Raw genomic sequence first — 13,808 nt, 5'->3', positions numbered from 1 at the left:
ATTATCTGGTATCAAAGTGGCTAAAGATAAAAAAAACAATAGAAAATTTCAAAAAGAATTCAAAGAGAAACCTGTCGGTTTTTCTATTTTATCTTCTAAAATTAAGCAAAAAATTTTAGCGGTATTGGTTGTTTTAGTGGCGATAATTGTCGGTTTAAGCTTTTTCGGGTTAGCCGGAGTGGCGGGTGATGCTTTTTTTAAAGTTTCCAATTTGCTTATGGGAAAGGCGATATTCGCCTTTCCTTTGTTTTTAGTTTTGGTGGGGTTGGTTTTATGGGAAGGATTTAAAACTTTTGAAAATAAAAAATGGCTTATTTTTTTCGCCATTTTGTTTTTTATGGTCGGTTTGTCGGGAATCCTGGGTTCTTTCAAGCAATCCTCAAAACTTGGCGGCTGGGTAGGATATGCCGCAAGTTGGCCGTTTTTGAAATTTTTTGAATTTTGGGTTTCACTTATTGTTTTTGGCACCCTTACTTTAATTTCCGGCCTTGTAATTTTATATCCTTTTTATAAACAAAAAAAAGAAAGAGAAAAAATTTCCCAGAAAGAAAGCAAGGTTTCCTTTATTAAAAGAGAAATATTCCATAATTTTAAAGTAAAGGAATTGCTTCCCTCAAGGAATGTTTTATTTGTCTCAAAATCGGAAAAAGTGGAAGAAACCCAAGCTATTCCCGGCTTGAAATTAAAACAACTTTCGCTTGCTAAAAATAATAAAAATTACGAAAAGCCCTCCCTTGATTTGCTTGAAGTGGAGAGAAAAGAGGCAATAAGCGGAGACACAAACACCAACGCCGCTATTATCAAGAGAACCTTGCAGAATTTTAATATTCCCGTTGAGATGGGCCAAATTAATATCGGCCCGACCGTTACTCAATACACCTTAAAGCCGGCCGAAGGGATAAAGGTGTCAAAGATTACCACTCTTTCCAATGACTTATCTTTAGCTTTGGCTTCTCATCCCATAAGAATTGAAGCTCCCATTCCCGGAAAACCCTTAGTGGGCATCGAAGTGCCAAATGCGGTTAGAGGCGAGGTTAGATTAAGAAGCTTGTTGGAAACCCCTGTTTTTCAAAATTCCGCCTCCTGGCTTGTTTTTGCTTTAGGAAAGGACGTATCCGGCAATCCGGCTTATGCTGACTTGTGCCGGATGCCTCATATGTTGGTGGCCGGCAGTACGGGTAGCGGAAAGACCGTATTTTTAAATAATTTAATTTTAAGTTTAATTTATAGAAATTCTCCCGAAACTTTAAGATTGATTTTAATTGACCCGAAAAGAGTGGAGTTCCCGGTTTACGGAGAACTTCCTCATTTATTATCACCGGTGATTTGCGACAAGAGCAGGGCGGTTAACGCTTTAAGATGGCTGGTTGAAGAAATGGAAAGAAGATTTGATGTTTTATCTCGTTTTAGGTCAAAAGATATAGTTTCTTATAACGAGCACGTTGCTAACGGCTCCGCGGAACCTCTGCCTTATATTGTTTTAATTATTGACGAGCTGGCTGATTTAATGGCTTCAAAAGGCAGAGATGTCGAGGCTTTAATTGTGAGAATAGCTCAAATGGCGAGAGCCGTAGGCATTCACTTGGTTTTGGCTACCCAGAGGCCTTCAGTAGAGGTGATTACCGGCTTAATTAAAGCCAATATTACTTCCAGGGTTGCTTTTCAGGTTGCTTCCCAGGTTGATTCCAGGACTGTTTTTGATATCTCCGGAGCTGAAAAACTTTTAGGCCGAGGTGATATGCTTTTTGTTTCAACCGAAATTTCCAAACCCAAAAGAATCCAAGCAGCTTTGGTTACTGAAAAAGAAACGAAAAGAGTGGTTAAATTTATAGCTTCCAAAATAGACCCCGCCGAGATTTATAACGCAGATATGGCGGACAGTTTGAAAGAAAAACTTTCCGAAGAAGAAACAAAAGAAGGTTTCGATATTTTTTCCAGAGGAGAGGACCCTCTTTACGATACCGCGAAGAGCGTAGTCATAGAATCAATGAAAGCATCGGCCTCTCTTTTGCAAAGGAGATTGCAAATAGGTTATGCCAGAGCCGCCAGATTAATGGATATGCTGGAAGAAAGAGGAGTGGTGGGTCCCTCCGACGGCGCCAAGCCTCGGGAAATAATAGGAGACGAGCTGGAGACCTTTGGAACGAAAAAAGAAGATGAAGATATTATTGAAGAGCCGGAAGAACCTAAAGAAAATGGAACGGAAAACGAGGAAGAAACTGATTCTGAAGAAGAAACCTTTGAAAAAGAAGAAGTTTCAGAGGAAAAAGAAGAAGAACAACAAGAGAATGGAGAGAAAGGCAATAAAGACAATGAAAACGAAGAAGAAACGTCTGAAAAAGAAGAAGTTTAATAGAAATCCATGGGCTTACGTCTATGGTACTTACGTACCATTCAAAATTTTGCGAAGCAAAATTTTAGGATTTATGTATTTCCCTCCGCTTCGCTCCGGGCTTGCCCTGTATCTACGGGCTTACGCCCATAGTTTTAGGGCAAGAAAATATAAAATAATTTTAAATTAATTTTTATAATATATGACAAAAAAACCGGTCTCAAAAATAGAGAAAAAAGACATCCAAGAAACCTTGGATGAAATAACCCAAAAATTCGGGGAAGGCGCTATCATGCGCTTGAAAGAAGTAAAAGCCGCTGACATTGATGTCATTCCGACGGGTTCTCTTTCTTTAGATTTAGCCTTAGGCGTGGGAGGAATTCCCAGGGGCCGGGTTATTGAAATTTTTGGTCCGGAAGCCGGCGGGAAAACCACTTTAGCTCTTCATATTTTGTCTGAAGCTCAAAAAAAAGGAGGCCAAGCCGCTTTTATTGACGCTGAACATGCCTTAGACCCGGATTATGCCCGTAAAATCGGAGTAAATGTGGACGAGCTTTTAATATCCCAGCCTGATTCCGGCGAACAGGCGCTTCAAATTTTAGAAACCCTGGTCAGGTCGGAAGCGATTGATGCGGTAGTGGTGGATTCAGTAGCGGATTTAACTCCTAAAGCAGAAATAGCCGGCGAAATGGGTGAGTTTAAAATAGGGCTTCAGGCTAGATTAATGAGCCAGGCTTTAAGAAAGTTATCCGGCATTGTCGCTAAAACTAATACCGTAATTATATTTTTAAATCAAACTCGAATGAAAATCGGCGTTGTTTTCGGAGACCCCGAAACCACTCCCGGAGGGTTGGCTTTAAAGTTTTACGCTTCTGTAAGAATTAATCTGAGAAGAATAGCTCAGATTAAAAAAGGAGACGAAGTTGTCGGCGGCCGGCACAAAGCCAAGATAGTAAAAAACAAGGTAGCCGCTCCATTTAAAATCGCTGAATTTGATATTTATTACAACGAAGGCATTTCCAAATCTTCCGATATTTTGAATTTAGCTTTAAAAAAAGAAATTATAAAAAGAGTGGGAAACTCTTTTCAATATCAAGATAAAAAAATAGGAGTAGGCGTGGAAGGAGCCAAGGATTTTTTGAAGGAAAATATTGACTTGGCAAAAGAAATAAAAAAAGACATTTTAAAAAGTTATAGCAATTCCTAATCTTATTAAAAAACAAAAAAGCTGTTCATCAAGGGCAGTTTTTTTGTTTTTGATGATATGTCTAAGTTTATTAATACTTGCTGGTGAAAGACAGCAAACCTAAAAATCTTGCTCTTTTTATAACTTTAGCTAATTTTCTTTGATGGGTTGAACAAAGCCACGTCCTTTTTTTAGACTTAATTTTACCCCAGCTGGAAATAAATCTTTCCAGTAATTTTACATTTTTAAAATCAATTTCTCTGATGTTTCTTTGGCAGAAATAACAATTCGTCTTCATGGTTTTTTAAGTTTTTTATTGTTTAAAAAGGCAGATCTTTAATGTCAATTTCTTCCGAATCTTCTTCATTATTTTTTTCCTCAGATTCTGCGATTTCTTGTTTTAATGACTCTTCGGAAGTGGAAGGGGGAGGGGTATCGTTTTCTTCAATAATAGGAATTTCTTCGGTTGTTTCTTTGGGTTCATTTGGCATTTGTTTTGCTCCCAATCTCGGGCCCAACTGTATTCTTTCGGCTATAATTTCAGTCCGATAATTATTTTTTCCCGATTGGTCTTGCCAGCTTCTAGTTTGGAGCCGGCCTTCAATCAACACCAAGGAACCTTTTGTTAAATATTGAGAGCTGATTTCCGCCAATCTCCTCCACAAAACTATATTATGGTATTGAGTTTCATTTTGTTTTTGGCCGCTGTTTCTGTCGTTCCAAACCCTATTGGTGGCGACGCTAAAATTGCAAACCGATTGTCCCGAAGGAGTTGTTTTTAAAATCGGGTCGGCCGTTAATCTTCCTATTACAAAAACTTTATTTAAATTCATTTTTTATTCTAAAATTTCTTCTAATTTTTTTTCAATATCCTTTAACTCGACCTTTTTTTCCGTTTTTTTGGTTACACTAGGTTCAACAATACCTTTTTCCATTGGCGTTTCTTTAATTTCAATTTCAGGTTCTTTTGCTTTTATTTTTGAGAATAATAAAAATCGAATAATTTTTTCCTCTGTTTTTATTTCTTTGTCCAACTGCTGAATATCTTCCTGTTTTAAGCTAAAAATTAAAGTAATCAAATAAGCCTCGTTATTTTTCTTTATCGGGTATTTTAAGTTAATCCTGAAGGGCTCCGAAGAAAAATCTAAAATTCCTCCCTTATTTTGAACGGAAACGTTGATCTTTTGCTGAAGTTCTTTAACCTCTACTTCGGAAAGTTCCGGAGAAGCTAAATAAGTTAATTCGTAATATTTCATAAGACAATTTAAATTCTATTATTTTAAGATTATCGAATCAAGGGCATTATAACAGCTTTTCTTTGAATAATCAAGCGAAAAAACCGATGAAAAACTTATGAGATTATGATATAATAAAAACATATGAAAATCAATAATTTTAAGAAAATTGCCATAGAAGCAGCAAAAGAAGCCGGAAAAATGTTAATGAAAAATTTTAACAAAGCTACGGTCATTAAATACAAAGACAGACAAGACGTTCTTACCGATGCGGACCTAAGGGCTGAAAAAATAATAATTAATAAGATTAAATCAAATTTTCCGGACCATAATATTATATCTGAAGAAAAAGGAGAAGAGAATTTAAAATCAGAATATACTTGGATTATTGATCCTCTTGACGGGACAAAGCATTATATAAGAAAAATTCCTATATTTTGTGTATCCATTGCCCTCCAAAAAAAAGAAGAGATAATTGTTGGGGTAGTTTTTTTTCCGGCAATGAACAATCTTTTTTATGCTGAAAAGGGTAAAGGGGCTTTTCTTAACGATAAAAAAATTCATGTTTCCCGAATAAAAAATCTCGCAAATTCTTTTATTTATACCGAACTGCCAAATTATAAATTATCAAAAAAAGCTTTTAGTAGAAATCATAAAAAATTAGAAAAATTATTTAAAAAAACCTATCGAGTTAGGGCTTGGGGAAGCGGTCCTTTGGGGCTTTGTTATGTTGCTTCGGGAGGATTTGAGTCTTATATAGCATTAAACGACGGTGCTAAATTATGGGATATTGCAGCGGGAGCCATCATAGTAAAAGAAGCCGGAGGAAAAGTTACAAATATAAATGGAAATAAGTTTATAAAAAAGACTATTCATTTGATAGCTTCAAACGATAAGGTACATGATAAATTATTAAAATTATTAATATAATAAATGAATTATGGAAATTTTTAGAACTTATGATATCAGGGGGGAATATCCCAAAGATATCAACGATGATATTGTTTATAAAATAGTCAGAATTTTAGTTCGTACTTTTAATGCAAAAAACTTAGTCATTGGCCGAGATATCAGTTTGGCTACCCCTAATATTTATAAGGCCTTGGTAAAAGGCGCTCTTGACCAGGGCGTCAAGGTTACGGATATCGGTATCGCCGGTACGGATGTTGTTTATTTTACCGCCGGCAACTTTAAGTTTGATATAGGCTTGGAAGTCACAGCATCGCATTCGGCCGGTCACTTAAGCGGTATTAAAATTGTGGGACCTGGAGCCAGTCCTTTTGGTAAGGGTTTAGGCATGGAGAAACTTAAAGAGGATTTCTTGCGTTATAAAGAATTAAAATCTTCAAAAAAAGGAAAATTAGAACAAAAAAATGTTTGGAAAGATTTCATTTCTCAAGTTTTGTCTTTTGTTGACGTTAAAAAAATCAAACCGCTAAAAGTAGTGGTTGACGCTTCAAACGCAGTGGGTATTTTAGAAATTGACCATCTCGAAAAAAATATTCCTCAAATAAATTTTATTAAGATTAACTGGAAGTTGGACGGTCATTATCCGGGGCACGCTCCCAACCCTTTTTTAAAAGAGAACAGAGAGCAATTAGTCGATAAGGTGAAAGAAGTTAAAGCAGATTTGGGCGTAGCTTTCGACGGCGATGCTGATAGAATATATTTTATCGATGAAAATGGCGAATTTATTTTCGGAGCCTATATAAACGGCCTAATCGCTGAAAAAATATGCAAAAATAATGAAAAAAGAGTTGTTTTACATGATGTTCGGGCCACAAGATATATCAGAAAAAAAATTATTGAGGCCGGGGGAATTCCCCAAATTGAACTAGTCGGGCACAGTTTTTTTAAAAGCCGAATGAAAAAAGAAAATGCTATTTTCGGAGCTGAATCTTCAGGCCATGTTTATTATAATTTCGGAGATTATATGGCAGAAAATAGCTTAATTGCTTTTTTACAAATGCTTCAGATAATTTCAGAAAGCAATAAAACCTTGGGAGAGTTAACTAGTGACGGTCGTAAAAATTATCCCGTCAGCGGGGAATATAATTTTGTTTTACCCGGTTTTTCCGAGATAGATGATTTAACTCCAGAAGTTTTGAAGGCAATGGGTAAAGTTTTAGATAAGATTAGAGAAAAATATTTTTCAGCTAAAATTTCTGATTTCGATACTTTAACGATTTCTTACCCGGAATGGAATTTTAATTTACGTCCCTCAGCCAACGATCCGGTTCTGCGTTTTACAGCAGAGGCAATCAATAACAAGCTTCTTTCAGAAAAACAAAAAGAGGTTTTTAATCTCTTAGAAAGTGAGGGCTGCAAATATTTAAATGACAGCGGGGTTAATTTATTGAACTAATCCGGTTTTTTTTCTTACTTCTTCAATCGTTGATTGGGTTAAAACTCGAGCTTTTTTCGCTCCTTGGTCTAAAATCTCTTTCATATAATCTTCTCTGGCTAGAAGTTCTTTTCTTTTTCGGCGCATAGGTTCCCATTTTTCAATTAAAAGTTCGGCCAGCGATTTTTTAAAATCAGCATAGCCTTTCTTTTTGAATTTATTCTCTGTTTCTTTTATTGATTTTTCACTAACCAATGAATAGATGGTTAAAAGATTGGAGATGCCGGGTTTAGCATCGGGTGAGTATTTGATTGTTTTACCGGTGTCTGTTACTGCCGACATTATTTTTTTCTTTAAAATTTCAGGTTCGTCAAAAATATTAATTTGGGTTTGAGGCCCGTCGCTTTTTGACATTTTCTTCCCGGGTTCCTGTAAGGACATGATTTTAGCCGAGGATTTTAAAATTAGGGCTTCAGGTTCTTTGAAGATTTGGCCGAAGGTTTTATTGAACCTTCTGGCAATGGTTCTGGCCAATTCCACATGCTGTTCCTGGTCTTTTCCAACTGGCACCAAATCAGCCTGATAAATCAAAATATCAGCCGCCATCAAGATGGGATAGTTCAAAAGTCCGGCGTTTATATTTTGAATGTGTTTTTTTGATTTTTCTTTAAATTGAGTCATTCTTTGCAAATCTCCCAAAGGAGTTACCGTGCTCAATATCCAAGCCAATTCCGTCACCTCCTTTATCGTTGACTGGAGGTAAATGATGCATTTTTCGGGATTTAAGCCGGACGCTAGAATTTCAATGGCCTTATCAAAAACTTCCCTTGAATATGTTTTTGAATCAAATGGGGTAGTGAGGCCGTGCAAATCGGCAATAAAAAAAATACATTCATTTTTTTCCTGAAGTTCTTTATATTGTTTCACGGTATTCAAATAATTTCCTATATGAAATTTGCCTAAAGGCCGAATGCCGGTTACAATCCTCATATTTTTTTATTTTACAATATCTAAACTTCTATTACTACGGGCAATACCATGGGTCTTCTCTTAGTTTTTTGGAAAAGGAAGGACCCGACTTTATTTTTTATCTCCTCTTTTATGTTAATCCAGTTTATAGCTCCTCCGGAAAAAGCTGCCCGGTTTACGATTTCCACCACTTTTTTTCGGGTTTCTTTTAACAAGTCCTTTGATTCTCTCAAGTAAACAAAACCTCTGGAAATGATATCCGGTGAGCCGATAATTTTGCCGGTTTTTCTGTCAACGACCGCAATGACTACGAACATTCCGCCACTAGCTAAAGTTTGGCGGTCGCTCAAGACAATTTCTCCCACGTCTCCCACTCCCAATCCGTCAACCATTACGTAGTTTGAAGGCACTTCTTTTTTCTCAATAAAAATTTGATTTTGTTTTAAGTTAATAATTTGTCCGTTTTCAGCCACAACTATATTTTTTTCGGGAATGCCCGATTCTTTGGCCAATTCGGCATGAGCAGCCAGCATTGAATATTGGCCGTGAATCGGCAGAAAAAATCTCGGTTTTAAAATTTTTATCATTATTTCCAATTCTTCTTGCTGGGCATGGCCTCCGGCGTGGATATCCATCATTTTATAATGGAAAACCTTGGCTTTTTGTCTTATGATGTTATCTTTCATATACTGAACCGTTCTTTCATTTCCCGGAACGACAGAAGAGGAAAAAATTACTGTATCTTCTTTCTTCAGTTTCAGGGGCCTGTATTCTTGATTGGCAATCCGCATCAGAACCGCCGATTCCTCACCTTGGGCTCCCGTGCAAAGCAGGGTTACCCTGGAGTCGAGATAATTGCGGATTTTTTCCGGTTTGATTAAGGTTCCTTTTTTTGTTTTGATGTAACCTAAGTTTTTGCAAAGCTCCACGTTATTTCTCATTGTATAGCCGTCAACCGCGACAAATCTTCCGTATTTTTCCGATAAAGATATTACCTGTTGGATTCGATTAATCAAAGAACCAAAGGTGCCGGCGATAATCCGGCCGCGGGCTTTTTTAAAGATGTCTTCAAGATTTTCAAAAATTTGCTTTTCCGAAAGAGAATGTCCCGGTTCCTCGGCTCCGGTAGAATCGGACATTAAAAGCAAGATTCCCTTCTCACCGATTCTTTTTAAATTTTCAAAGTCAGTCGGTAAATCATTAACCGGTTCTTTGTCAAATTTAAAATCTGAAGTGTCAATGATATTGCCGATCGGGGTTTCGATTAAAATTCCCAAATTATCGGCAATATTGTGGTTCTGCCGGAAAAATTCAATTTTAAATTGGCCCAGTTTGATTTTTGAACCGTTTTTAACTTGAGTTATATTTAATCGAGAGCGAGGAAAATCTTCCTGTCTTTTCAGAATAATGCCTTTAGCTAATCCCGAAGCGAAAAGCGGGGGATTCCCTAATTTTTCTATTAAATAAGGGACAGCTCCGATGTGGTCGTAATGTCCGTGAGTAAAAACTACTCCCAAAATATTTTTTTGTTTTCCCTGCAAATAAGAAACATTGGGAATAATATAATCAATGCCGGGCATGTTTTCCTCGGGCATTCTAAATCCCATATCGATAATTAATATTTCATCTTTGTATTCAAGAACCATCATGTTCCGGCCGACTTCTCCCAAACCGCCCAAAGGGATAATTCTTAAATTTGAATCTTTTTTCTTTAAATTAGTTGTCATAAAAATAAAGCAATCTTATATCTCAAAATTAAAGAGATTTCAGATTTTTTAAGTTTTTTACAGTGCCCTCGACTGGATTTGAACCAGTACGACCTTGCGGTCCTTGGTTCCTGAAACCAAGGTGTCTGCCAATTTCACCACGAGGGCTTTGATTTATTGAGATTTCCAAGTTCTTTTGGTGCTGATATACCAATTTTCAATTCCTGAGAATCTTTGGGACGGATCGGTGATGACTTTTGTTTCCATCCCTTGAATCGTATCTTTTTTTATTAAGTAAAAATAATCGGGAGTATAAATAAAAATAGCGGGAGCATCTTCTATCAGAACGTCTTGAAACTGTTCGTAATTTTTCTTTTGTTCTTCGGAGCTGGTGCTTTCCCGGCCTTTCTCTAAAAATTCATCGGCTTTTTTATTTTCGTAGCTGGACAAGTTCAACCCTGGGTCTTTTTTTTGAGAAGAATGCCAGAAAGGAAAGGGATCGGGAATTGAACCTAAAACCTCTCCGAATAATAAAATTTCATAATCCCTGGTTTTAATATAATCTCTTTCTAAGGTGGCGATGTCAGTGGTTTTAATTTCCAGCTTGACCCCTATTTTTTCCCACTGGTTTTTTAAAAGATTTGCAACCTTGACTAATTGGGGCTGGTCAACCGTTACTAAGGTAAACCCTAAGCTTAAGGTTTCTTTAGGGGATGGAAAACACACTTGATTTAGCTTGTCCATCGTTGCTTTTCCAACCTTGCCGGTTCCCGAAGTTAATCCCGACGGTTTCAACACTTCTTCGGCGTATTTAGCCAGACATTTTTGCAGTTCTTGGACTTCCAATCCCTGGCTCCCCGTGTTTAAAACCGAACTGAACCTGAAAGCCGGAATTTTTTCTATGGTTTTTTCCCTGAAGCCGTCATTGTTTTCGTCTTTAAAACCGGCTTTTTCCAACGTTTCCTTGGCTTTTTCTATATTAAATTCGTAAATCTTGGAAGGCGCGGAGAAGCCGTAAATTTCAGGCATTAAAGGAGAGTCAATTATTTTTCCGTTGCCCGCCAAAGTTTCTTTTAATATTTCTTCTTTATCGGTTCCTAAGTTTAAAGCTTTTCTTACTTCTTTATCTTCCAAAATTTTTGATTTGGCTATATTAAAAAATGCGGCAAAGTATCTGGGCAGAACAATCTTGTTTACGTTAAAATATTTAACGTAAAAATCTTGATAGTTTTCAGGACTAATTATTGAAAATCCGGTGATTTCTCCTTTTTCTACGGCTGTCATTAATTCTTCTTCTGTCTTAAAAAACTTAAAATTAATTTCAGAGACAAAGGGTCCTTTTTCGTAATAATCAGGGTTTCTTTCCACGATAAAATTAATTATCGAACCTGACTTATCTTTTTCCGAGCTTTTAAATTTATAAGGTCCCGAACCTATAGGCTCTAAATTATATGGGCTTGAATAGACGTTGGCAATCGGTATTTTTTCCCAAATGTGTTTCGGGATTATTTTTAAAGTGGTGTTTTCTAAAAAAACAAAAGAAGGTTTTTTTAGAATGAATCTGATTTCATAATCGGAGATTCTTTCTATTTCTATTCCCAGCCATTCCGCCCTTAACGGGCTTTTATAGTCGGAGCTTTGGATGGCTTGAATCGTGAATATTATATCGTCAACCGTTAATTTTTTGCCGTCAGACCAAAGAACATCGTTTTTTATTGAAAATTCATAAATTTTTCCCCCTTCTTTTATTTTTACGTTGTCAGCCAAGTCTTTTCCGATTTTTCCATCTTTATCATATTTCATCAGCCCGGAAAACAATATTTCCGTCAAATCTCGGTCAACATCAGAAGCCTCCGAATACAAGGGGTTGATGAAACTCGGCTGGCCCACTATTCCTTCGACAAAAGAGCCGTTGACGGCCGGTTTAATTTCAGTGTTTTTGAGATAAAAATTTGCGCTTAAAAAAACAAAAGAACCCAAAGCTAAAATTGAAAATAAAAAAACAATGTTCTTTTCGGTTTTGGAAAGCAAGCTATAAAGCTTTTTCCATTGAGAAAAACCAAACCAAGAAAATTTAAAATTTTTGAGAAATGAATTTTGACTCATTTGAGATTCAACAGGGATAAAATAATAAAGGCAATTCCCAGGACGATTGTAATCCACAGAATGGTTTTTTGCATTCCTCTGCGGGAGGAGTAAGATTCTCCTCCTCCGCCGAAAGCGGAATCCAAAGCTGCTCCCCTTTGTTGAAGCAGAATGCAAATAATTAAAAAAATAGAAACTATAATTTGCGTTATAGATAAAATAGACATAATAATATGGTTAAATTCGATTAGCTATCAAGCTCGAAGCCCAAACAATGATTGCCGTCCAAAATAAAGGCAAAAGTCCGACAAAGTTTAAATTTGTAAAAAAGATATCAATTGCCCAAACGATTCCCATGTTGATTAACAGGCCAAAGAGTCCAAGGGTAATTATTCTTAAGGGCAGGGTAATCAGGTTAAGAATAGGCTTAATAAAAGCATTTATCAAGCCCAATAAAAGCCCCGCCAGCAATAAATCCTTGATAAACCCGGTAAACTCTATGCCCGGAACAAGCTCTTTAGCCAGCCAGATTGACACGATTCCCGCGATAATCTGTAAGATTAATTTTCTAAAACGTGACTTCATAGATTGTTTAATAACTAATAATACCAGAAACAATACCAGAATTCAAATTGTTTTTCAACTGAACAGTTTATTTTTTCTTAATTTACGATGATAATCAATGGCAAAACGGTGAGCTTCGTCTCTGAGCCGAAGAATTAAATTAGAAAATTGGGGAGGCAATTTTTTTAGTAAAATCGGCTTTTTTTGATAAGGCAAAAAAAGTTCATTATTTTTTTTAGCCAAAGCCATAATTTTTATCTCCTTATTTTTTATGGCCCTTAAAGCCAAATTCAGCTGTCCTTTTCCGCCGTCAATCAAAACCAAATCAGGCAGGGGCCACTCTTTATGTTTAAATCTTCTTTTTAAAATTTCCTTTAGCATTGCAATATCGTCGGGTTTATTTTCGGAAAATTTAATTTTAAACTTGCGATAATGATTTTTATCGGGTTTTCCCTCTATAAAAACAATAAGAGCTCCCGTAGCTTCTTTACCTTGGAAATTGGAAATATCATAAGCCTCTATTCTGTAAAAATCTTTTTTATTGTTTAAAATGAGCTGTAAATTATTTTTAATTTTTTCCCAGTTAAAATTTTCTTCTTTTTCGTCTAAAGCTATTCGGTGAGCCATTATTTTTTCCATGGACCCGATATGGTCTCTTATTTGGAGAGCCGCTTCGAAATTTTTTGATTTAGCCGCACCTTTCATTTTTTCTTTAAGGTCATTTAAAAGGTTTTCCTTTTTACCTTCCAAGATTTTTATAATGTCAAAGGCATTTCTTCGGGATTCCTCTTTTATTTTTTTTGAAATTTCAGGGATTTGTTCGGCCAGCTTGTTTTTCAGGAGGCAGGGAGCCGGGCATCTTTTCAGTTGATACCACAAACAGGGCTTATTGGGTAAAAACCTGCAATTCCTGTATGGAAAAGCTTTTCTCAGGATTTTCAAGGTTTGTTTTAAAGCTTTCCCGTCGACAAAGGGTCCCGCACATTTATTCAAAATATGATTTTTTGGAATTTGATGGGTGATAAAAATTCTTGGAAAATTTTCCTTGGTAAATACAACGTAGAAATAATTTTTATCATCCCGCCATATCACATTAAACCTGGGTTGGTATTTTTTGATTAACTTGGCTTCCAAAATTAAAGCCTCAATTTCCGAACCGGTTTCAATAATTCCTATTTTATTTGTTTTTTCTAAAAAAACTTTATCTTTATAAGAGGATTGCTGGAAATGGCTTTTTAGTCTTTTTTTTATATTTATTGCTTTGCCTATATAAAAAATTTCTTTTTTTCCAAAAAAAGCATAAATTCCCGGGCTTTGAGAGAGATGAGAAATTTTATTTTGATTCGTAAACTTGAATTTTTCCATTACTTTTTCATTTTAAAACATA

General features: G+C 36.1%; 13 protein-coding genes and 1 tRNA gene. 4 read left to right on the top strand and 10 right to left on the bottom strand.

Annotation, left to right across the window (positions count from 1 at the left end; genetic code table 11):
- Positions 1-16: 16 nt before the first annotated feature.
- Together NTU58_02335 and recA are read left to right on the top strand one after the other, a co-directional pair.
- Positions 17-2,353, top strand: a complete 2,337-nt coding sequence (locus NTU58_02335) for a DNA translocase FtsK (protein MCX6764523.1) — start codon at positions 17-19, stop codon at positions 2,351-2,353.
- A 181-nt stretch (positions 2,354-2,534) separates the two neighbouring features.
- A complete protein-coding gene (recA, locus tag NTU58_02330) occupies positions 2,535-3,539 on the top strand; it encodes a recombinase RecA (GenBank protein ID MCX6764522.1) in 1,005 nt (334 codons plus the stop codon).
- A 70-nt stretch (positions 3,540-3,609) separates the two neighbouring features.
- Here the strand turns inward: recA and rpsR are convergent, their stop codons facing one another.
- From rpsR to NTU58_02315, 3 genes are read right to left on the bottom strand one after another with little or no spacing between them, the layout of a single operon-like run.
- A complete protein-coding gene (gene rpsR, locus NTU58_02325; GenBank protein MCX6764521.1) occupies positions 3,610-3,816 on the bottom strand; it encodes a 30S ribosomal protein S18 in 207 nt (68 codons plus the stop codon).
- A 22-nt stretch (positions 3,817-3,838) separates the two neighbouring features.
- Complete coding sequence (locus tag NTU58_02320; GenBank protein MCX6764520.1) at positions 3,839-4,351, bottom strand: single-stranded DNA-binding protein; 513 nt, start codon at positions 4,349-4,351, stop codon at positions 3,839-3,841.
- Positions 4,352-4,354: 3 nt separating this feature from the next.
- On the bottom strand, positions 4,355-4,774 hold the full coding sequence (locus NTU58_02315; protein MCX6764519.1) for a 30S ribosomal protein S6: 420 nt from the start codon (positions 4,772-4,774) through the stop codon (positions 4,355-4,357).
- Between the two features lie 123 nt (positions 4,775-4,897).
- Between NTU58_02315 and NTU58_02310 the strand changes: the two genes are divergently transcribed.
- Together NTU58_02310 and NTU58_02305 are read left to right on the top strand one after the other, a co-directional pair.
- Entirely contained in the window at positions 4,898-5,683 is a 786-nt protein-coding gene (locus NTU58_02310; protein ID MCX6764518.1) for an inositol monophosphatase family protein, read from the top strand.
- Between the two features lie 10 nt (positions 5,684-5,693).
- Entirely contained in the window at positions 5,694-7,118 is a 1,425-nt protein-coding gene (locus tag NTU58_02305) for a hypothetical protein (protein MCX6764517.1), read from the top strand.
- Here NTU58_02305 and trpS read toward each other — a convergent pair.
- From trpS to NTU58_02270, 7 genes are all read right to left on the bottom strand, one after another.
- Positions 7,107-8,087 (bottom strand): tryptophan--tRNA ligase, encoded by a 981-nt coding sequence (gene trpS / locus NTU58_02300; protein ID MCX6764516.1) that lies wholly within the window; start codon positions 8,085-8,087, stop codon positions 7,107-7,109. The two genes, NTU58_02305 and trpS, sit on opposite strands and share 12 nt — an antisense overlap.
- 20 nt (positions 8,088-8,107) lie before the next feature.
- Positions 8,108-9,793 carry a ribonuclease J gene (locus NTU58_02295; protein MCX6764515.1) on the bottom strand — a complete coding sequence of 562 codons (1,686 nt, stop codon included), beginning with the start codon at positions 9,791-9,793 and terminating at the stop codon, positions 8,108-8,110.
- 63 nt (positions 9,794-9,856) lie between these two features.
- Positions 9,857-9,940: transfer RNA gene (locus NTU58_02290), tRNA-Leu, on the bottom strand.
- A gap of 6 nt (positions 9,941-9,946) precedes the next feature.
- Complete coding sequence (locus tag NTU58_02285; GenBank protein MCX6764514.1) at positions 9,947-11,878, bottom strand: ABC transporter substrate-binding protein; 1,932 nt, start codon at positions 11,876-11,878, stop codon at positions 9,947-9,949.
- Positions 11,875-12,084: a preprotein translocase subunit SecG gene (gene secG / locus NTU58_02280; GenBank protein MCX6764513.1), complete on the bottom strand. Its 210-nt coding sequence runs from the start codon at positions 12,082-12,084 to the stop codon at positions 11,875-11,877. Before secG ends, NTU58_02285 begins: the two co-directional genes overlap by 4 nt.
- Positions 12,085-12,094: 10 nt before the next feature.
- Positions 12,095-12,442 carry a phage holin family protein gene (locus NTU58_02275; protein MCX6764512.1) on the bottom strand — a complete coding sequence of 116 codons (348 nt, stop codon included), beginning with the start codon at positions 12,440-12,442 and terminating at the stop codon, positions 12,095-12,097.
- A gap of 54 nt (positions 12,443-12,496) precedes the next feature.
- Positions 12,497-13,786: a GIY-YIG nuclease family protein gene (locus tag NTU58_02270; protein ID MCX6764511.1), complete on the bottom strand. Its 1,290-nt coding sequence runs from the start codon at positions 13,784-13,786 to the stop codon at positions 12,497-12,499.
- Between the last annotated feature and the right edge of the window lie 22 nt (positions 13,787-13,808).

It is taken from the genome of Candidatus Nealsonbacteria bacterium, from assembly GCA_026396195.1.
GTDB lineage: Bacteria > Patescibacteriota > Minisyncoccia > Minisyncoccales > JAGGXC01 > JAPLXH01.
This window is presented reverse-complemented; position numbering and strand designations above follow the sequence as displayed.

Excerpts from the sequence above, each read along its gene's own strand:
- recA (MCX6764522.1), top strand. The coding sequence starts at position 2,535 with ATGACAAAAAAACCGGTCTCAAAAATAGAGAAAAAAGACATCCAAGAA.
- rpsR (MCX6764521.1), bottom strand. The coding sequence starts at position 3,816 with ATGAAGACGAATTGTTATTTCTGCCAAAGAAACATCAGAGAAATTGAT.
- NTU58_02320 (MCX6764520.1), bottom strand. The coding sequence starts at position 4,351 with ATGAATTTAAATAAAGTTTTTGTAATAGGAAGATTAACGGCCGACCCG.
- NTU58_02315 (MCX6764519.1), bottom strand. The coding sequence starts at position 4,774 with ATGAAATATTACGAATTAACTTATTTAGCTTCTCCGGAACTTTCCGAA.
- NTU58_02310 (MCX6764518.1), top strand. The coding sequence starts at position 4,898 with ATGAAAATCAATAATTTTAAGAAAATTGCCATAGAAGCAGCAAAAGAA.
- NTU58_02305 (MCX6764517.1), top strand. The coding sequence starts at position 5,694 with ATGGAAATTTTTAGAACTTATGATATCAGGGGGGAATATCCCAAAGAT.
- trpS (MCX6764516.1), bottom strand. The coding sequence starts at position 8,087 with ATGAGGATTGTAACCGGCATTCGGCCTTTAGGCAAATTTCATATAGGA.
- NTU58_02295 (MCX6764515.1), bottom strand. The coding sequence starts at position 9,793 with ATGACAACTAATTTAAAGAAAAAAGATTCAAATTTAAGAATTATCCCT.
- NTU58_02285 (MCX6764514.1), bottom strand. The coding sequence starts at position 11,878 with ATGAGTCAAAATTCATTTCTCAAAAATTTTAAATTTTCTTGGTTTGGT.
- secG (MCX6764513.1), bottom strand. The coding sequence starts at position 12,084 with ATGTCTATTTTATCTATAACGCAAATTATAGTTTCTATTTTTTTAATT.
- NTU58_02275 (MCX6764512.1), bottom strand. The coding sequence starts at position 12,442 with ATGAAGTCACGTTTTAGAAAATTAATCTTACAGATTATCGCGGGAATC.
- NTU58_02270 (MCX6764511.1), bottom strand. The coding sequence starts at position 13,786 with ATGGAAAAATTCAAGTTTACGAATCAAAATAAAATTTCTCATCTCTCT.